The sequence below is a fragment of the Chryseobacterium candidae genome, assembly GCF_004916905.1.
Taxonomy (GTDB): domain Bacteria; phylum Bacteroidota; class Bacteroidia; order Flavobacteriales; family Weeksellaceae; genus Chryseobacterium; species Chryseobacterium candidae.
Genome location: NZ_SDLV01000015.1, coordinates 155,676 through 175,747, shown reverse-complemented (window position 1 = coordinate 175,747; position 20,072 = coordinate 155,676). Strand labels below are relative to the sequence as shown.

The 20,072-nt window shown below is 37.1% G+C and carries 19 protein-coding genes; 7 read left to right on the top strand and 12 right to left on the bottom strand.

What is annotated here, in order from left to right; all coding sequences use genetic code 11:
- Window positions 1-281: 281 nt before the first annotated feature.
- Together EK417_RS21030 and EK417_RS08375 are read right to left on the bottom strand one after the other, a co-directional pair.
- Window positions 282-428 carry a bacteriocin-like protein gene (locus EK417_RS21030; protein WP_168801953.1) on the bottom strand — a complete coding sequence of 49 codons (147 nt, stop codon included), beginning with the start codon at window positions 426-428 and terminating at the stop codon, window positions 282-284.
- Between the two features lie 329 nt (window positions 429-757).
- Window positions 758-1,306: a pyruvate decarboxylase gene (locus EK417_RS08375; RefSeq protein ID WP_110367528.1), complete on the bottom strand. Its 549-nt coding sequence runs from the start codon at window positions 1,304-1,306 to the stop codon at window positions 758-760.
- Window positions 1,307-1,479: 173 nt separating this feature from the next.
- On the opposite strand from EK417_RS08375, the gene rpsO reads away from it, so the two are divergent.
- Window positions 1,480-1,749 (top strand): 30S ribosomal protein S15, encoded by a 270-nt coding sequence (rpsO, locus tag EK417_RS08370; protein ID WP_034692246.1) that lies wholly within the window; start codon window positions 1,480-1,482, stop codon window positions 1,747-1,749.
- Between the two features lie 283 nt (window positions 1,750-2,032).
- On the opposite strand, the gene EK417_RS08365 is transcribed toward rpsO, so the two are convergent.
- A complete protein-coding gene (locus tag EK417_RS08365) occupies window positions 2,033-2,392 on the bottom strand; it encodes a DUF4260 domain-containing protein (RefSeq protein ID WP_136521891.1) in 360 nt (119 codons plus the stop codon).
- Window positions 2,393-2,523: 131 nt separating this feature from the next.
- Complete coding sequence (locus tag EK417_RS08360) at window positions 2,524-3,945, bottom strand: sugar MFS transporter (RefSeq protein ID WP_136521890.1); 1,422 nt, start codon at window positions 3,943-3,945, stop codon at window positions 2,524-2,526.
- A gap of 438 nt (window positions 3,946-4,383) precedes the next feature.
- Here EK417_RS08360 and EK417_RS08355 point away from each other — a divergent pair, with 438 nt between their 5' ends.
- Complete coding sequence (locus EK417_RS08355) at window positions 4,384-6,657, top strand: polyribonucleotide nucleotidyltransferase (RefSeq protein ID WP_110367531.1); 2,274 nt, start codon at window positions 4,384-4,386, stop codon at window positions 6,655-6,657.
- Window positions 6,658-6,751: 94 nt separating this feature from the next.
- Here EK417_RS08355 and EK417_RS08350 read toward each other — a convergent pair whose 3' ends face one another.
- Genes EK417_RS08350 through EK417_RS08330 form a run of 5 tightly spaced genes read right to left on the bottom strand, consistent with a single transcriptional unit; the run spans window position 6,752 to window position 10,906 of the window.
- Window positions 6,752-7,843, bottom strand: coding sequence for a nucleotidyltransferase domain-containing protein (locus EK417_RS08350; protein WP_136521889.1), 1,092 nt, complete (start codon window positions 7,841-7,843; stop codon window positions 6,752-6,754).
- Window positions 7,844-7,853: 10 nt separating this feature from the next.
- Complete coding sequence (locus EK417_RS08345) at window positions 7,854-8,540, bottom strand: hypothetical protein (protein WP_136521888.1); 687 nt, start codon at window positions 8,538-8,540, stop codon at window positions 7,854-7,856.
- A gap of 44 nt (window positions 8,541-8,584) precedes the next feature.
- Window positions 8,585-9,316 (bottom strand): ATP-grasp domain-containing protein, encoded by a 732-nt coding sequence (locus tag EK417_RS08340; protein WP_136521887.1) that lies wholly within the window; start codon window positions 9,314-9,316, stop codon window positions 8,585-8,587.
- 10 nt (window positions 9,317-9,326) lie between these two features.
- Window positions 9,327-10,154, bottom strand: a complete 828-nt coding sequence (locus EK417_RS08335; protein ID WP_136521886.1) for an SIR2 family NAD-dependent protein deacylase — start codon at window positions 10,152-10,154, stop codon at window positions 9,327-9,329.
- Between the two features lie 2 nt (window positions 10,155-10,156).
- Window positions 10,157-10,906 (bottom strand): nucleotidyltransferase domain-containing protein, encoded by a 750-nt coding sequence (locus tag EK417_RS08330; RefSeq protein WP_136521885.1) that lies wholly within the window; start codon window positions 10,904-10,906, stop codon window positions 10,157-10,159.
- A gap of 268 nt (window positions 10,907-11,174) precedes the next feature.
- Between EK417_RS08330 and cobT the strand changes: the two genes are divergently transcribed.
- Genes cobT through EK417_RS08315 form a run of 3 tightly spaced genes read left to right on the top strand, consistent with a single transcriptional unit; the run spans window position 11,175 to window position 13,501 of the window.
- On the top strand, window positions 11,175-12,179 hold the full coding sequence (cobT, locus tag EK417_RS08325; RefSeq protein WP_136521884.1) for a nicotinate-nucleotide--dimethylbenzimidazole phosphoribosyltransferase: 1,005 nt from the start codon (window positions 11,175-11,177) through the stop codon (window positions 12,177-12,179).
- Window positions 12,180-12,962 (top strand): adenosylcobinamide-GDP ribazoletransferase, encoded by a 783-nt coding sequence (locus tag EK417_RS08320; RefSeq protein ID WP_136521883.1) that lies wholly within the window; start codon window positions 12,180-12,182, stop codon window positions 12,960-12,962.
- Window positions 12,947-13,501 (top strand): histidine phosphatase family protein, encoded by a 555-nt coding sequence (locus EK417_RS08315; RefSeq protein WP_136521882.1) that lies wholly within the window; start codon window positions 12,947-12,949, stop codon window positions 13,499-13,501. The genes EK417_RS08320 and EK417_RS08315 overlap by 16 nt, the downstream gene beginning before the upstream one ends.
- 152 nt (window positions 13,502-13,653) lie before the next feature.
- On the opposite strand, the gene EK417_RS08310 is transcribed toward EK417_RS08315, so the two are convergent.
- The 3 genes from EK417_RS08310 to EK417_RS21770 all read right to left on the bottom strand — a co-directional run bounded on the left by EK417_RS08310 (window position 13,654) and on the right by EK417_RS21770 (window position 17,826).
- Window positions 13,654-14,859, bottom strand: a complete 1,206-nt coding sequence (locus EK417_RS08310; RefSeq protein WP_076595768.1) for a hypothetical protein — start codon at window positions 14,857-14,859, stop codon at window positions 13,654-13,656.
- Window positions 14,860-15,004: 145 nt separating this feature from the next.
- A complete protein-coding gene (locus tag EK417_RS08305) occupies window positions 15,005-16,759 on the bottom strand; it encodes a hypothetical protein (protein WP_136521881.1) in 1,755 nt (584 codons plus the stop codon).
- Window positions 16,760-17,025: 266 nt separating this feature from the next.
- A complete protein-coding gene (locus EK417_RS21770; RefSeq protein ID WP_374709946.1) occupies window positions 17,026-17,826 on the bottom strand; it encodes an RtcB family protein in 801 nt (266 codons plus the stop codon).
- A gap of 739 nt (window positions 17,827-18,565) precedes the next feature.
- On the opposite strand from EK417_RS21770, the gene EK417_RS08295 reads away from it, so the two are divergent.
- Both EK417_RS08295 and EK417_RS08290 read left to right on the top strand, forming a co-directional pair.
- The gene (locus EK417_RS08295; protein WP_110367540.1) at window positions 18,566-18,901 is read left to right on the top strand and encodes a HopJ type III effector protein; all 336 of its coding nucleotides are present in this window, start codon (window positions 18,566-18,568) and stop codon (window positions 18,899-18,901) included.
- A gap of 67 nt (window positions 18,902-18,968) precedes the next feature.
- Window positions 18,969-19,988, top strand: coding sequence for a helix-turn-helix transcriptional regulator (locus EK417_RS08290; RefSeq protein WP_136521880.1), 1,020 nt, complete (start codon window positions 18,969-18,971; stop codon window positions 19,986-19,988).
- The last annotated feature ends 84 nt before the right edge of the window (window positions 19,989-20,072 follow it).

Sequence of the window (20,072 nt, the reverse complement as noted above, 5' to 3'; positions counted from 1 at the left end):
AACTGACAAAATTAAGGATTAATTAAAGTTGATAGCTTCATTATATGGGCAAAAAAAACACCCGCCGAAACGGATGTGTAAAAATTAAATTTTAAATTCCAATATTCTCTACATTGGTTCGGATTGTGAGGTGGGAATGTATATGCAGACAGCATTAGTAGGGTTCGCAATCTGAATGGTCACCACACTTTTTTATTCCACTTCCTTTAATGTTTTTCTGTTCCAGCCTGTTCAGGTTTTTAGATTTGCATCTTTTATCGTAATAAGATATAAAATGTTTTCTAGTCTTCTATACAGGCATATTCCATACATGCTCCTCTGCAGCAGAAGCCTATGTAGCAAGGTCTTGTTTCGCTGCATCTGAAAGGTCCGGATCCTCCGTTAATTTGTTTGGTGGCTTCTCTGCTGAGTTTCTTTAGATTTTTCATAAGATTTTGGATTTAATGTCTGTCTAAAGTAGTAAAAAATATTTAATAAATCCTTGTTTTGTGAAAATATTTAATTGTTAATCAGTTTTTTATAGTGTTTTTTTTAATAAAAAGCATCCATCCGTAAGTATGAATAAGCACTTTATTTAACATGAAAATATTTAGAATTCAGGACACGGGAAACAGTTCGTAAAAAATTATGAATGATGAATTTTTCTCGTACAGCTTATTAAAAAAAGAAATAATATTCACAATTGACTAGCAAAGCAAAATTGACTATTGACGATAAAATTCTTAATATTCCAGCCTTAACCCCGGAATTTTAAACCCTAAAGCTCTGCTTCCGTCGGTTTCAGCTTTCTCAGTTTCTTAATAATTCCTTTTATAGCTCCTTCGGTTCCTATTTTGACGGAATTAACGGTAGAACCCAGCAGACGCATATTTTTCCGGTAGGTATCATGGTCGGTTTCGGTAACAAGTGTTCCGTCAGCACCAAAAAGTTTCATACTCACAACCACCTGATTGGAGAAAACATACTTGCCAAATCCTACTTTGAAATATCTCACTTTAGAAACAATAGCAAAATCTGCATCATTGTTGAGACAGTAATCCACGATGGTCTGTTGGTCTATGCTGTCGAAGGGAACCTGTACTTCTGCACGGAGCATTTTATTTCTTCTGTTACTGAAATTATCGGTAACAGCATCAAAGAAAGCATTGTTGGTAGGGTCTTTTATTTCGTCGATATCAGGTTCTACCTCGGGATTGAAGTAAAGAACTTTTTTTATTTTATCATCAGTATTCTTCTGGGCTTTTACCGAAGTAAATCCGATGAATAAAAAAGTAGTAACCGCTGTAAAGAATATAATTTTTTTCATTTGTAATTCGAATGCAAAATTACTGCCTTTTCGTTGGATTGCATACAATTTATTAAGAAATTTTTAACATTTTTTTCTATCAAATTTGATATATGAAATCAATAATGTTTGCAGAATCAAAAAATAGTCGTAATTTTGCACCCGTTACATAATAATCATTAAACAATATTGGAATGTACTTAACAACAGACAAAAAGCAGGAAATTTTCGCAAAGCACGGAAAATCTGCACAGGACACAGGAAGTGCTGAAGGACAAATCGCTCTTTTCACTTTCAGAATCAATCACTTATCTCAACACCTAAAGGCTAACCGTCACGATTTCAACACAGAGAGATCTCTAGTGAAATTGGTAGGTAAGAGAAAAAGTTTATTAGATTACCTTAAAAACAAAGATATCGCAAGATATAGAGCAATTATTGCTGAACTAGGTTTAAGAAAATAATCTATAAAGATTTTCAAAATAAAAAAGCAACTTCGAAAGAGGTTGCTTTTTTGCTTCTACACAAGAAGGGATTTTTAACCGTAAAAGACACAATGTTTTTTTAAAAAATACTAAATGACTGAGAAAAGGACTTAAGTTTCTTAAAGTCTTTGATTCTCATGGGGTAATAAAAGAGTATGTAGATTCTTACGGAGTGACAAACTGTATGGAGAGACGAATACGCCAATTGTGTCATTCCGTAGGTATTAGCTTGAAAAAAATACTGAAGATGATTACAACATCACTATTCAGCCTTCTTTCCAATCTTTCCCAAATGAGTATTCTGAAAACTATCCGGATACTTCAAGCCGTAACCCAGAATTCTGTCAAACGCAGAGTGAGAAAACAAAATAGAGCCAATCACCTGCAAATAGGGAAGAGACAAAGCTGTTCCGGCAAGATAAACGATAATGGCTACTCCTAAATGATGGAAGATATTATAGCAAAAAGCACCTGCTTTAGTATTAATTGTGTATCCTAGCATGGAAATGTCCGGAGCAAGAAATAGCCCTGCAAACCACCACCAGGAGTATCCTGTTTGGGCAAAAGCATAGATTCCTGATAGTAGAAATGCTGCGTATTCAAGCTTTAACTGTATTTTCATAATAATGGTGTCAGTTTATAAGATAAGTTCTTTTTTCTGATAAAAAGTTACATGGTAAGATGGGAAAAAAGAAAGCGGAATACCTTTGAGATATTCCGCTTATACATTTTGATTTGAATTTGATTTGAATTTTAATGCCCTGATTTGGATTCTGGAGTTTCCACATGCCCCAGATATCTGGTACAGTATGCTCCGAATATCAGAATAACCAGATAGCAGAATACAGGGATAATGAATGAATGCTGTACCCCCAACTGATCTGCAAGATACCCCTGGAATATCGGAACAATAGCACCTCCCAGAATTGCCATTACCACCAAAGAAGATCCCTGGCTGGTATATTTACCCAATCCTGAAATAGCCAGTGTGTAAATATTCGAGAACATGATAGAATTGAAAATTCCGATTCCCAGAATACTGTACATGGCCAGTTCACCATGATTCACCATTGCAGAAATTAACAACGCAACATTGATCGTTGCAAAGATGGATAAAGTTCTTGCCGAAGCTGCTTTACCCACGAAAAAAGCAATGAAATTAAGTATGATAAACACAATGAAAAAGCTGATCTGACTGAAAGTAAGATTGACAATGCTGAAAATCACAAGGAAAACAGCTGCAGCTGCTCCCAGCATATAAACAGCCTTTTTGCTTTGACTTATTGATTGATTTAAAGAGATGGCTCCAAGAAAACGGCCAATCATCGCTCCGCCCCAATATAAGGAAAGGTAATTTTTACTGATGATCTCATTAAAACCCATAATCTGCGGTTGCTCCAGGAAACTGATAATAAAACTTCCTACGGCAACTTCTCCGCCTACATAACAGAACATAGCAAATACTCCGAATTTCAGATGACTGAATTCAAGTGCTCCCCAGCCTTTTACCACTTCTTCTTCACCCATTTGAAAGGAAGGAAGCTTTACTCTGGAAATCAATAAAGCAACCAGTAAGAGGATCCCAGCAAAAATAAGATAGGGAATTCTTGTAGCTACCGCACTGAATGATCCGTCCGGAGAAGAGAAAAATTCAAAAATAAGGTGGCCTCCAAGTACCGGGGCAATAGTTGTTCCGAAGGCATTGAATGCCTGGGTCATATTCAGCCTGCTGGATGCAGATTCTTCACTTCCCAACAGTGAAACATAGGCATTAGCTGTAATTTGTAATACCGTAAAGCCCAATCCTAAAATAAACAAAGCACCCAGAAACAGAGGGTAATATGAAAATGTAGCTGCCGGATAGAACAGAACGCAGCCAAATGCTGCCAGAAAAATTCCGAACAGGATTCCTTTTTTATAGCCTAATTTATTGATGGGGTCTCCTTTCGTAATGGAAATCATAAAATAAATCAGCGATCCGATAAAGTAAGCTCCGAAAAAACAGAACTGTACCAGCATGGATTCGAAAAAGGTAAGATTGAACAGCTGCTTCAGATAGGGAATCAGAATGTCATTCATACAGGTGATGAATCCCCACATAAAAAACAGCAGGGTGATGGTAATTAACGGAACCGTATAATTCCTGCTTTGAGATTGTACTTCTTTATTAATCATAAACATTTATTTATCTGGATAAGGAGAGTTCCTTAACTTTTTTAGCCTACAGCATTGTAATTGGTGAAGTAGGGCAAATATAGGAATCAGCCTGTTGGTTTGCAATATTTTTAATAGTTTTTAGAATGGAACAGATGCTTTTTTCAGATCAATGTATTATTTTCATTTTTTGAGACAATAATACAAAAACCACTGGATTTTTCAATACATTATCCTCAAAAAAAGACTTTTTTATTTTCATAAATAGTGAATAAGTTCAGATTAATGATGTGAATTTTCAGACTTTCATCAATTGATAGCCAATTTTTTGTATTTTAAACGCCTATTAAAGGCATCGAAAAATTTAATATATCATTATTATATAGTACCTTTGCAAACGAAAATTTAAAGAGTTTAAATATTAATCATACTCAATACGGAGTATAAAGAAGCAAATTTATGAGTATACCTCAAGCGTTTACAGAAACGATTATCCTTGCAGACGGCAGGGAAATCACTATTGAAACGGGAAAGCTGGCTAAGCAGGCAGACGGATCTGTAGTGGTGAGATGTGGTGGAACTATGCTTTTAGCAACAGTTGTAGCCAACAAAGAAGCAAATCCTGGTGTAGACTTTTTACCATTAACGGTAGATTACAGAGAAAAATTTTATGCAGGTGGAAGAATTCCTGGAAATTTCTTCCGTAGAGAAGCAAAACCATCTGATGATGAAGTGCTTACAATGAGATTGGTGGACAGAGTATTGCGTCCTCTATTCCCTGAAGATTTCCACGCGGAAGTACAGGTAATGATTTCATTGATTTCTTACGATAAAGAAGTAATGCCTGAAGCATTGGCAGGTTTAGCAGCTTCTGCAGCTATTGCAATTACAGATATTCCTTTCAACGGACCAATGTCTGAAGCAAGAGTCGTAAGAATTGATGGAGAACTGGCCGTGAACCCAAGCTATGAAAATTTATTAAAATCAGATATTGACATTATGGTTGGAGCTACTAAAGACTCCATCGTAATGGTAGAAGGAGAAATGAAGGAGATCTCTGAGCAGGAAATGCTTGAAGCCATCAACTTCGCTCACGCTGAGATCAGAAAACAGATTGAAGCTCAGGAGAGATTAGCTGAAAAAGTGGGAAAATCTTTCCCTAAAAGAGAATACAGCCACGAAGATCACGATGAAGAAATTCGTGAAAAAGTATGGAAAGAATGTTACGACAAAGTGTACGAAGTAGCAAAAACTCCATCTAATAAAGAAGAAAGAGGAGAAAAATTCAAAGCTGTTCTTGAAGAGTTTTTAGCACAATATGCTGAGAATGAAGAAGAACTGGCAAGAGTAACACCTTTCGTTAAAGTATATTACCACGACGTAGAGAAAGAAGCAATGCGTCAGATGATCCTTGAAGACAATATCCGTCTTGATGGTCGTGATCCTCAGACGATCCGTCCAATCTGGTCAGAAATTGATTACCTTCCGGGAGCTCACGGCTCTGCGATCTTTACAAGAGGAGAAACTCAGTCTTTAACAGCAGTAACTCTGGGTTCTGTAAAAGATGCCAACATGATCGACAGCGTAATCACGCAGCACGACGAAAGATTCTTCTTACACTATAATTTCCCTCCGTTCTCTACAGGTGAAGCAAGACCTTTAAGAGGTACTTCAAGAAGAGAAGTAGGACACGGAAACTTAGCTCAAAGAGCTTTAACTGCAGTAATTCCGGCAGAAAACCCATATACAATCAGAATTGTTTCCGATATCTTAGAATCTAACGGTTCTTCTTCAATGGCAACAGTTTGTGCAGGTACACTGGCATTGATGGATGCAGGGGTTCAGATTACAAAACCTGTTTCAGGGATTGCAATGGGTCTGATCACGGATACAAAATCAGGGAAATTTACCGTACTTTCTGATATCTTGGGAGATGAAGATCACCTGGGAGATATGGACTTCAAAGTAACAGGTACTGCAGACGGTATCACCGCTTGTCAGATGGATATCAAAATCCAGGGACTTTCTATGGATATCATGGAGAAAGCTTTGATGCAGGCTAAAGACGGAAGATTACACATCCTGAACAAAATCACTGAAACTATTTCTCAGCCAAGAGCAGACGTGAAGCCTCACGCTCCGAAAATGGTGGTAATGGAGATTCCAAAAGACTTCATCGGTGCTGTAATCGGACCTGGTGGAAAAATCATTCAGCAGATGCAGAAAGATACGGATACAGTGATTGCTATTGAAGAAGTAGGGGAAATCGGACGTATCGAAATTTCTGGTACAGACAGAGAAAAAATCAACGCTGCCATTGCCAAGATCAATGAAATTACTTTCGTACCTGTTGTAGGAGAAATTTATAAAGGTAAAGTAGTGAAAGTAATGGACTTTGGTGCATTTGTAGCCATTGCTAAAGGAACAGAAGGACTTCTTCACATTTCTGAAATTGAATGGGCTCGTTTAGACAAAGTTCCTTATGCAGAAGGTGATGAAGTGGAAGTGAAGTTCATGGGTTACGACGACCGTAAGAAAATGAAACTTTCCCGTAAAGTTCTTTTACCAAGACCTCCAAGACCGGAAGGACAAGGCAGACCTGAAGGGCAGAGAAGACCGGAAGGACAGGGCAGACCAGAGGGACAAAGAAGACCTGAAGGGCAGAAGCCACAAGGTGAAAAGCCGCAAAGCGAAAAGCCAGTGGAAAACCAAACGCCTTCCAACGAAGCTTAAATAAGATTCATTCTTAAACATAAAAAATCCCTCAATTTGAGGGATTTTTGCTTTTTTTGACAGTGGAAGTGTTGAAATTCATCAATCCTGCCACTCATAATTCATTATTATGATACAGTTTTTTCCTTATCTGAATTAAGGCTTTTGTTGTTTTTTCCAGATCCGGAGCGTTGGGTAGCCTGGAAATGGAATAATGATTTTCTATAGACTGTATCAGGTTTTCTGCCTTTTGCATGACGCTTTCGTAAGACTGGTTTCCCGCTTTGATGTCTAACAGTTCATCACGGTTATCAACACGGATATTCAAAGAGTTGGTTTTAAAAATCTGTTCACAGGACTGTAATAAACGGATGGTGTGCATCATATTCTTGCTGTCGTAATTCCGTCCATGGTTCTGATTGACATTGTAACGGTCTTCATTGCGCTCAGCTACCCATTTCCAATATTCCCTGTAATCTTTACAGTACACAGAGTAGGCATCAAGGTTGCAAAACAGATAAGCAACAGGTTTTTCATCTTTAGGAATGGATGATACGGAAACCTGGTTCGCTTGTTCATTTTGAATGATTCCTTTATAGCCCAACGTTCCAGATTCATCATAAAATAACGAATACATTCCTTTTGTATGGTCAATATTTACCAATCCACATTTTTCCTGTGATAAACCACCCCGTTCTCCAGAGGAAGGGAATTCATGCAGCCATTTTTTCAATGGTACAGAACCCTGTCCATCCAGAATAAAACAGAAATCTAAAATAGATTTTTTCTCTTTATCAATAGGATTTAAGATCTTTTTGTTGAGACCTTTCGCCTTTTTAATCTGGGAAACAGCATAGCCCGCAAAAGTATCTTTACAGAGTTTTGACAGGAAATCTTCAGTTTTCAGCAGATCCATCAGCGGATGTTTATATTGAATACAATCTTCCGGACTCGCCAGAATTTCCAGAATATTAGGATTGTTTTTCTGAAGCAGTTCTACAAACCTCCCGATTTCATAATAGGTAATGTCGTTCGTTTCATTGGAAATCTGCGGAATGTAATTCAGTCCAAAGAAATCTTCCTTTGGCAGATAATACACTCCACGGATATCCGTATCAGAATTCTCCGTCGCCAGCCCAAAAGCCCGGCTTCCGGAAATGGCTTCGAATAAGAGGAGGTTTTGGTTTTTTAGGTGTTGGATGGTCATTTAAAAGCATTTAATTTTTTTTCCCATTCTGAATATCCCAGGAGTTTTGAGCTATATCCATTATCTTATATGGTTTATAAATATTATCTTCAAAAACAAACTCAAATTTTTCTCCAATAAGTTGCTCGTAGTCTTTTTTCATTCTTGAAAGTATAATTTCTGTTGAAGATAAAAAGTTACTGAGTTCTTCTTTATATTCTTGAAGGAATTTAATTTCGAAGTTATAATACTTTGGTATAATTATTTGTGATTTATTTTCTAAAATATAATTTTCATCCATATTAAAAAATAATTTTTTTTGAATAAAAATGGATTCAGGTATATGTAATCCCCAATTTCTAAGTTGATTAAATTCTCCTAATAATTTCTCTTCTTCATTTGATAAATTGTCAATTTTAATATTTAAATTATTTCTATTCTTAAATAATATTTTTCTAAACTTTCTGTAAGAAACAGCTTTTTTACTTTCATCCCCAATTAAATTAGATAAATATTGTAAAGGTCTTATAGTTTTATCACTAATGCTTTCATATAATATTGAATTTATTAGTTTTGCATTCGGATTAGATTCTAAAAGTGTGATGATTTCATTAAAATAAAATTCAAGACGTTCTTTTTTTTGAATAGTATCTATAATAATTTCAGATAGATAATATATATAATCTGACTTATTTTCAAATTTAAAGTATTTTGACATATTTTTTTATTTAGTTTTAATCTTAGAATTACTTGAAAATAATCCTAATTTTTTATACAGCTTTCCACAATCACCTCCAAAGCCTTTTCCGCATCACACGCGTACAACCCGGAACACCAGGCTGGATTCGCTTCAATTAAAGCCCATCCTTTTCCTTTGATGATCCCGAAATCCAGAACGATTGCTTTGGGAAGTGTTTCGGCATATTGTGTAATAAACCTGTCAAAAAACTCAAACAAATCTTTCTGCTCATTTTCAGAAAGCGGATTGGTGTCGAAAGCATTGTTTCGCCAATAGGAAGAATGGGTTATTATTTGATGATTTAATACAAAACATCTTACTTCAAGTTCCCATTCCACAACATCGGAAGTGAAAACCATGCTTTCCAAATCCAGCGTGTCAAAGCCTTTGATATTCGTGACTTTATCTACAACTCCGGCTTTAAAGCTCTTAAAATCCGAACATTTGATGAAGATATTTTCTTCATGCACAAAATCTTTCAGCTTTCCGTAAGAAATTTTCCTTTTGGTAAATTCCTCCGAAACTTTTGAAAGCCAGTTGTCATCGGGTTTAGTTAAGGTTAAATGACATTGTTCCGCCACAATTTCGGCATAAATATCTTCACCATACACCGCAATTACCTCTGCCCGGAATTCTTCGGGAACATTCCATTTTGCATTAAAGCGGCTCAACTCGTAGGATGAATTGAGCGATGCTTTTTTCAGATTATTGCTATCCTCCGTATACATAGGAGAAAGTGCGATTATATTTTTCATACAAGTACTGTTATGTATATTTTTCTATCATTTCCTTGATCTTGATTAGTCCATCACTAGCTTTTTCTCTGATCAGCATATATTTTTTTGTTCTTGAAAAACGTTCAAAAAAATAGCTGTTTTCTTCAGTGTTAATTTCTACCAGGTAACCACCATATTGCAAAACCTTCTCTGCGATGATTTGAGGTAATGTAGTAGCTCCTGAAGTTCCGATTATAAAAAGAATTCCTGTCTTTTTTGCAGCCCTTAGCGTAGAGTTTAGAAAATAAAGTTTTTCGTTATACGATTCATCAAACCATAAAGTGTTGGGACGAAGCCAGTCTCCACAATCCTGACAACGCAAGAGGTCCAGATCTTTTTCCGTAAGATCTTCCGTAAGCTCTTTAGACTTTAATTCTGAAGGCATAGGAAGAACACCGTTACATCCGGAACTGCACCGAACGCTTTGTTTGTTTCCATGGATTTCGAAAATTTTCTGGCTTCCTGCTCTGTGATGCAGCCCGTCTACGTTTTGAGTAATGAGTTGAAACTGGTTCTTCAGTATTTTTTCTATTTCTGCAATAGCAAAATGTCCGGTGTTGGGCTGAGCTTCTTCAATCAGTTTTTTCCAGAAAAGATTGTACTGCCATACTTCTTCCTGATTCTGACTGAAATACCGGAATGTTCCGAATTCTTCCGGTTGATGATATTTTGTCCCTTTTATCCATATGCCGTCATTTCCTCTGTAAGTAGGAAGTCCGCTTTCCGAGGAAATTCCGGCGCCGGTAAGAAAAGAAAAAAGATTTTTTTTCTCTTTTTGTAAAGTTTCCTGTATAAGTGTTTCTACTATTAGTTTCATTGTTATAAATTTAGTATTTTTCTGAAAACCCTCTCCATCTCACCTTTATCCGCCTTTCCTCCAGATAAACCTTTCGATTTTCCCTCATTCTCAGCGATTGTTTTCTCCAGAAAATTAAAGAGTTCCCAATCGTTCGGGTGGTAATAAGATTCTCCTTTGGTGGCTTTTAAAGCGATAAGTTCTTCTATTTTCCGTTTGGTTTCATCATCGGTTAAAACAAGCAGATCACTGAATAACACAGGAGGAACCGTTCCTTTTTCTATGATCCATTTTCCTGTTAATGTGGTTCGTAAGCAATAAAAGTAGCTTTTTAATTTTACTTCATCACTTCTGCAGGCTTCCAGATATTTCCTGCTCATGCTCAGATAATGGTAAGAAACCGCAACCGGAGAAAAACAGGCATCTGCCAAAGGTTTGAACAGTTCTACAAACTTTTCATCCGCTTTATAAACGATAGGAGAATAAAACCAGCTCAGCAAAGCTGCATTCGACTTTAACAAGAGATGAAAGGTCTTTCTCAGATCCCAGCCGGACCCGTCCAGGTCATCTTCTGTCATAAATTCTATCGTTTCATCTTTATCCCACGGAGAAAGATACCAGTCTTTGTCGTGACGGTAGATAAAACGGATATCATAATCACTGTCAGGAGATGCAAAACCCCATGCTCTGCTCCCTGATTCTACGGCCAGAAGGACTTCTACGCCCTTTGCAGCTTCCACTTCTCTTATTTTTTCAAGTATTTTTGGTGTCATTGGTATTGATTGATGATGCAAAGTAAAGAGTGAAGTGCGCAATGTTCTTACGTTGTTTTTTTGTTGCGAGGTCCGGGTTTTGAGTTTGAGAGTAGGAGAGTGAGAGTGTTTGAGAGTTATAAGGTCAGAGAGTTTGAAATTGTGGGATATTTAACTTCCAGCTCCCAGCTTCTGGCTTCCCGCTTATAAAAACTCCAGACAAATCATACAAAATCCTCTCTATTTCACTAATATTGTACTTTTCCATTTAACATCACTATAAACATCCATGTTATCATCAGAATTACAGCATAAAATTGATTTTAAAACAAAACCGTTAGGCGCATTAGGGCATCTTGAACATATTGCCCATAAAATCGGAATGGTTCAGAAAACTACTTCACCACAATTGTTGAATCCCCATATGGTAGTTTTTGCAGCCGACCACGGGATTGCCAAAGCGGGGGTAAGTGCCTATCCACAGGAAGTCACCTATCAGATGGTCATGAATTTCCTTGGCGGAGGTGCTGCCATCAATGTTTTTTGCAGACAGAATGGTATCAGCATAAAAATTGTAGATGCCGGAGTCAATTTCGATTTTCCGGAAGGACTGAATCTGGCAGACAAAAAAGTAAGAAAATCCAGCCGTAACATCCTTGAAGAACCAGCGATGACTTCTGAAGAATACCATCAGGCTCTTAAAAATGGAAAGTCTGTGGTTGCTGATATTGCTAAAAAAGGCTGCAATATCATTGGTTTTGGAGAAATGGGAATCGGGAATACTTCCGCTGCTTCTTTAATGATGAGTAAGCTGTTTGATATTCATATCACCAATTGTATAGGACGAGGGACGGGACTGAATGATCATCAGCTGGACAATAAGATCAGTATCTTGAAAGAAGCTATTGAAAAATATCCGGCTGAAATGACTGAGGATGAGATAGCCCAAACTTTTGGAGGGTTAGAAATTGCCCAAATGATTGGTGCAATAGAAGAAGCGTACCATCACAATATGCTGATTATGGTAGACGGTTTTATCGCCACTGTCGCTCTAGCCACCGTATGGAAAAAGAACCCCGAAGTTTTGAATAACTGTATCTTCTGCCATGTAAGCAATGAAAATGCCCATCCTCAGCTGCTGGAACTGATGAGAGAGCAGGCTGTCCTCAATCTGAATCTGCGCCTGGGAGAAGGAACAGGTTGTGCATTGGCCTATCCGATTATTCAGAGTGCGGTTAATTTCCTGAATGAAATGTCCAGCTTTGAAGATGCAGATGTATCAAATAAAAACTAAATGAAAGCTATAAAAAACGAACTGATCTATTTTGCAACCGCACTCATGTTTTTCACAAGAATTCCGGTTCCGTTTACCATTCCGTATTCGGGTGAAATCATGAATAAATCTCAGAAATATTTTGCCTGGGTCGGATTATTGGTTGGATTGATCAATGCTGTGATTCTTTATCTTTCCACGTTGCTTTTTAATCTTGAAATAGGAATTGTTGTCATGATGATTTCAAGTGTTCTGTTGACAGGAGCGTTTCATGAAGACGGCTTTACGGATATGTGCGACAGCTTCGGAGGCGGATACGGGAAAGAAAAAATTCTGACGATTATGAAGGACAGCCGGGTAGGAGCGTATGGTACGATAGGGATTATTCTGCTTTTTGCTTTAAAATTTTACAGTATTCAGGCTTTGGGAATGAGTGATCCAATAGGCGTTTTACTGATTGTTATTTTAGCTCATACCACAAGCAGGTTTATATCGGGAACGATGATTTATACCCATCAATATGTCACTGATATTGATGTCAGCAAGTCGAAACCTTTGGCCAATAAACCATTGGATAAAACGGCTTTAATAGTTGGTTTCATCAGTGTTTTAATTGCTTTTTACCTCATTCCGGACTGGCACTTGATTTTTGCTTTTGCTCTGGCTTATTTAGGAAAAATATATATGGGCTGGTATTTTAAAAGGCATATCGGAGGTTATACCGGCGACTGTCTGGGTTCAGTACAGCAGGTTTGTGAAGTTTTATTTTATTTAGGAACAATCATCGTATGGAAATTCATGTAATCCGGCATACAGCTGTAGAAAATCCGGAAAACCGATGTTATGGTTTTGCTGAAATGCCTTTACGTAAAGAGTGTATCCATGATTTTAAATCGGTGGATATTGATGATCATTATGATGTAATTATTTCAAGTCCTTCTGAGCGATGCAGTCTTTTAGCTGATTATTTTAAATTCGATTATCAAACAGATGAAAGGCTTCGTGAAATGAATTTTGGAAGCTGGGAATTGAAGAAATGGACAGATATTCCTGAAGAGGAAATCAATCCCTGGTACAAGGATTTTATCCGTGTAAACGCTTCCGGAGGAGAAAATCTTCTCGAAATGCAAAACCGGGTCCTCAACTTCTGGAATGAATTGATTCGGAAAAAAAACAGGGAGAAAGTGCTCCTCATTACTCATGCCGGAGTTATTCGTCTGATCCTTCAGGCTGTGCTTCAGTTTCCGTTAGAGAATATGTTCAGTATTCAGATTGATTACGGGAGAAAAGTGATTATTAATTGGAATGACGGACTATTTTCTGTTAAAAAGGTGAATGTTTAAAATCATTTTATATTCTCATTACAATAAAGAGTCCGTCTCACAACTAGTGAAAACGGACTTTTTTTATGATTTTTCTCGACTTCCTTTCAGAGAAAGGGTTTCATACAGGAGATTCTCAACCACATCATTTATTTGTGAGACTAACTCATATTTTAGAATCTTCTGAAAGGTCTTACCCTTACCATGTTGTAATCTTTGTTGTATTCCCACATATAACCAGCATATCCGTCCAGAATTCTTGCTGAGTTACCACCCGGTATTTCGGTAGAACTCCAATAATACTTTTGAGATACATCATTCCATGGGTTGGATGCAATATTGTAAACATTCTTGGCACTTTTATAGAATGCCATTAATTCTTCTTCAGAAGGTAAAAACCAGCTACCAACGCCATTTACAGTATAATTGGCACATAGTCTGGCCGCGCAGTTGGCATCCGAACATTGGGAAATAATTCTTGTGGTATTAGCAGGTCCTGATCCCATTACAGCCTGAGTCTGGTTTATGATATTAAATGTACATCCCCATTTGATCTTATCAGAACCATTATAAGTAAGGTTGGCAGGAGCAGCTTCCAGATATCTCCAGCCGTCCGTAAACTCTCCCTTATCATAAAAAACATATCCTCCTGAAGCACCAATGGCACCTGCTGTTTTAAATGTTTTTTCGTCCGAATAATATACCTGTGCACCTTCTTTTACATAAGATCTTACATAATATGTAGTGTTCGGAAGTAAGGCCGTAGCTTCCAGCTCGTACGCTGAATAATTATTAGGATTTGATATTTTGATGATTTGACCGTTTGAGATATTCACTCCGGCACTCGTTCTGTAGCAGAATCCTTTTTCATCAGGAGAGAACGCTTCAAGATAATTGACCGTAATATCGTCCGTGCTTAAAGTGGCTGAAGTAGTATATATTGCTTTAGCCATTTTGAATGCAATATCCATCTTTGCAGGCGTAACGAATGTTACGTTATCTCCATAAATAATATCACCATTATTAGCTGCAACATATGCTCTTACATAATAAGTAGTTGATTTTTCAAAATCAGTACTGTAAGTTGCCATAAGCTGATAATCTCCTGTAGTATTAGTATACTCTTCAATCATTTTGGAATTGCTGATGGTAGGATTAATATTCTTTGCCCAGCAGAATCCACGTCTTGAATACCCGGATCCGGAAGAGGTTACTGTTCCTGCAAATTTGAACTGTGCATTGCTGAAAGCAGGTTTACCGGTTACCACTTTTGGAGAAGCATTGACATTGTTGGTTGTACCGTTTTCATCATCTCTGCCGCCGTCTGAACCACATGATACCAGGGTAAGGGATAAGAATAGAAATAATAATTTCTTCATGATTATGTTATTAGTTTTAATTAGGTTGGCAAATATATAGAAAAAGATGATCACTTTAAAAAAAAATTGCCTGTCGTTGAGACTGTTGCAATAGATACAAACCAAATACGCCACCCAATATAATAATCAGATGACGTCATGGAATTTATTTAAAAATTCTGATAAAACTATCTTTTTCCAGGCTTTCCAGCGATAAATCAAAATCAGCATCTGTTTTTTCTGAGGTAATCTTACCTCCAAGCTCTTTGATAAGCTCATTGAAAGGCATCGCTTCATACCATTGCTGATACAATGCACGTGTTGCCATCATGGAAACCTGGCTGTTTCCTGAAACATGAGAATGTCCGGCTCCGAAATTCAACAGTATGAAACATTGTTTTTCATTTTTTGTCACCAGCATTCCCAGAATCATTTGCTTTTGAACAGAATTACACCTGGCTTCAGCAAAAAGATGGTTAGGATTCATCATATAATCGTAGGAAATATCATCTCCTTTTCCGATCACAATTTTATATCCACAATTCGCGTCCCCGCTGAAAACATTATTCATGACAAGCGTTGGCGCACAATGTCCTTTATTGGCGTAAAGATATTCAACAGCACCGTTGGGAGCAGAAGTCATATCTCCGGAATACATCAATTGTCCGTCACCATGATTATAAGCTGCATTCCAACCTATTTTTCCGGCGATATTCAATCCTGAAAGATCAAGGTCATTCGCACCCCATTTGTCTTCCCAATAAATACCTACCGCAAGTCTATCACCATAAAAACGCGTTCCGGCAGGAATATTTCCAACAAACATTTTTTCAGAAGTTGGCAATGCAAATTCTACATTCTCTGGGAAGTAGAATTTCTTTCCGGAAAGGTTTTCATATTTCAGTTTCAAAAAGTCCAAAATGAAATCATAATTGAACTGATTCACGTAAGTTTCTTTCCCTTTTTTAGTCCATGATTTTCCGTTTCGAACTCTGTAAACAAAAGTATCCTGACCATACATTCTTGAATAACATGCTGATAATGCCTTGAATAGGGCAAATGGTGTCGCGTTTTCCAGCCAGTGCCAATCACTGTTTTCCAGTAATGTATTGGTAGCATCATTCAACGGGTTTGAAACCAATGGTTTATGGTGTACTTTAGACAGCTTGGATATTTTGTTGATCGCTTTTGGTGCTCTGTTTTTATACGCCAGGAATAATGGTTTGAATCTGTTGAAAATTTCTGCCATTTTTTCCATTCCAAAGCTTTCAAACAGATAGGTTGGGTTGAAGTTACTTTGCTTAATTAAATTAATCAAATCATCATTTTTGATTAAAAGTGTAGTGTTCGTTGTTTTATAAATAACATAACGGAAAAACTCAACGGGATTTTCAGGATAAACATCATAGAGATCCGCTATTTTTATAACCGCTTCTTTATTTCTGATGTTCTCTTTTCCTGTAAAATCGTATTCCAGTTCCGTATGTAAAATAGAAAGCAAGTCGTCAATGGTTTCTTCTTTTAAAGCGATGCCTGATCTTAAAAGGGCAAGACATTTTTCCTGCATTTCTTCCACAGAATAAGCCTTGATAACTTTAAAAATCAACTTTGTACCAGGAACATTCAGTATTTCATCAGGAATATAAATTTCACTTTGGAAATTACTTCCATAGGTTGAAATATAATGTCTGATCTGTTCAAAAAATAAATCAATTCTGGAAGTATTCTTTATTTTCTCCCAGGATTTATGAAAAGTTTTATTCAAATCATTGCCATTCAGTTTTTCCTTTGCATAAAAAGAGATGATCTCATTTTTTGCCCATAAAGCATCCGGTTCAATGATGAAACCTTCATCAGAAATAAATGGCTTTTCATCGGACTTCCTGGCCAGTACAGCATTGAATAATTGTAGTGTTTTCATTGTTTTAATTTTAAAAAAATAAGTGAGGAGTAGATTCATTAAAAGTGAAGGGTATAGGAACTCCTTTTACCTATAGTCTATAAAAAGCGGGGAGTATTTTTCCAAAAAATATAGGAACTCCGTTTGCCTTATAATTTGTAAAAAGGCGGAAAGTAAATCTGGAAATATAGGAACTTTCTTTGCCTTAATTTTAAAATTTAGCTATTGTTTTTATTTAAACCTTACGGGTTTCTAAAACCCGCAAGGTTTGGCCATTCTATTAAAAATTATGCTTTTCTGAATTTCTTCTTTTTCTTCCATGGAGCATTCTTCTGAACGTCTCCGGCCATGATACATCCGTAGGGCATCACTTCATCCAGAACTTCACAAAGTCCGTATTCTTCTATCTGTGCTCTTACATTCTTAGCACTTTTATAAGCGCTTGGAAGTTCAGAAATATCAACCTCATTGGAGTAGAAACGGATATCCAATCCTGCCGTTTCCTCATTGAAGATTTCTTCGGTTGTTTTATGAGCCAAAGATCTTTTATGCTGGCTTCTGCTGAAATTTCTTCCTGCTCCATGCGGTGCAAAACCTAAGTTTCTTTCATTCGTTTTTCCCTGAACAATCAGTACCGGTTCTGCCATATTTAAAGGAATCAGTCTTGGTCCTGTGATATCAGGCATGAATTTATCATCCAGTGGAGTAGCTCCTTTCGCATGATAGAAAAGGTCTCCGTCTTTGAAAACGAAGTTATGTTCGTTCCAATATCTGTTTTCTTTCTCCATTTCCAGTTTGTTCAGTACGGCGTCATGAAGAGAAGTATGGTTTTCTTTGGTCCATTGTCTAATCAATTGCAGTGCTTCCCAATAAGATTTCCCTTCTTCGGTATCATAAGGAATCCAGGCGTTTTCTCTCAATGTTTCAGGGGAGATTTCCTGTCTGAAACGGTTGGCAACCTTCATTCCTTTATCATATAAGGCAGCTCCCGGTGCTCTTGATCCGTGATGCGTTACCATCATCGTGTTTCCTGTATTTTTGGAAATTCCAACGAAAAGGAAATGGTTTCCGTCTCCCTGTGTTCCCATATGAGAACGGGCAATGCTGATCAGTTTTTCATCATTTAAGAATTCATTTTCTCTGAAAGCATCCATTAGTTCCTGAGACATCGGCATCTGTTCACCTCTTGGTCTTCCTCCATATCCGAAGTGGGTGATAGAATGCGCAGCATCCAGAACATCTTTAGGATTGGTCTTTCCGAAATCCGTCAGCATTACTGAACAACAGATATCGGCGCTGTGAAATCCCGGGTGAATGGCATTTTGAGCGACAACCACACCTCCTACCGGAATCTGTCCTTCAGGGCCTGTAGGGCAGGCATCAGGCATTAAAGCTCCGCCAACCAGAGTAGGGGTTTTCATCAGAACATTCATAGTTTTGATTACCTTGTCCACATTATCATTTTCACTTTCATGTTCTGCACGGATGTTGATCATAAAATCTTTAGCCGTTTCATGAAGCGGAATAATATCAGGTTGTTTGAACTGTAGCAGATATTCTGCGGTCTGATGCTCATCCAGATTATTCTCATTGATATAGCTGATGGCATCTTTAAACCATTTTGCCGGTCTATATCCTAATTCGATTAAATGATTTCCATTAAATTCCATTTTGTTCATTTTGATGATGCAAAGTAATATCATTATTGCGCAATAGTTTTGCGCAGGTAAAGAAATTTTAATTATTTTTACAAAGATTTATTAAAAAAGTGAAAAAAAGCCCTTTGGCAGATTCGTAAAAGAGTATATAATTAAAAAAACAAGGCCCATGGTATTATTAGAACAATTAAAACATTTCCCGGAAACCATCCAGTTTAACGATGTGATCGCTCATATTGATGAACATTATGAATTTACTCCTACCGCATTTCAAAACGGTGATACCACCAACCAGGCCGGGCAAAACAACGGTTCATGCAAAGTTTTCAGCTTTGCAAGCATTAAAGATCTGACGAAAGACGAAACACTTTGGCTGTTTGGTGAGTTTTACAGAGAAGATGTTTTGAAAAAACCTGAAGGAAATGATCATCAGAATATCCGGAACTTTATGAAATTCGGCTGGGAAGGAATTACTTTTGATGACAATGCATTAAAAGAAAAATAATTGTAGGAAAAGAGCAGAAAGAAAAGCAATTCTTATTAAAAAACACCAAATCATTAAACACTAAGGTATGTCATCCAATAAAAATGCTCTGATCAGGTACAAAACATTAGATAAATGTCTTAAAAACAAATACAGGAAATATACGCTGGAAGATCTCATTGATGAATGTTCAGAAGCATTGTTTGAATTTGAGGGAAAAGAATCTTATGTAAGTAAGAGAACCGTTCAGCTTGATCTTCAGAATATGCGGAGTGAGAAATTCGGGTATGAAGCTCCTATTGAAGTTTACGAAAGAAAATATTACCGTTACAGCGATCCGGAGTACAGTATTCATAATATTTCTGTGAATGAGAGCGATCTGAAGGCAATGAACAATGCAGTTCAGATTTTAAAACAGTTCAAGGATTTTTCCATGTTCAAAGAAATGAATGGGGTTATTCAGAAACTGGAAGATTCCATTCATGCCACCAGCCAGAAATCCATTATACATCTGGATAAAAATGAACAGCTGAAAGGGCTGGAGCATATTGATATTCTGTATGAAAGCATCGCCAATAAAAAGGTACTGAAGATTCTTTATAAAAGCTTTACAGCAAGAGAATCCAATGTTTTTACAGTACATCCGCAGCTGCTGAAGGAATTCAACAACCGCTGGTTTCTGATCTGTCTTTACAAACAGAAAATGTACAATCTGGCACTGGACAGAATGGAAAGTATCGAAACAGATGATAGTCTTGTATATATTGATAAGGAACTGGATGGAGATGAATACTTCAAAGATATTGTAGGAGTTACCGTTTCAGAATCAATGGATCCCAGAAATGTGATCTTTTGGGTAGACGCAGGAAATGCTCCCTATGTGAAAACAAAGCCGCTGCATAAAAGCCAGGAGATCTTAAAGGAAGACCATGACGGAACTCTTTTTAAAATATGTGTTCAGATCAATTATGAACTGGAAAGATTGCTCCTTGGTTTTGGAGATTCTCTTATTGTACATAAGCCTAAAAAGCTACGGCTGAAAATGGAGGAAAAGTTTAATGCAGGATGTAGAAATTATCAGAGTCTGATTATTCCTGAGGAAAACTAACTTGTTTTAGATGTATGATTAGCAAAGCATTATTGCAAATTACTTATTTCCACATTTTATCTTGGCTTGGAAATTGTATTATTA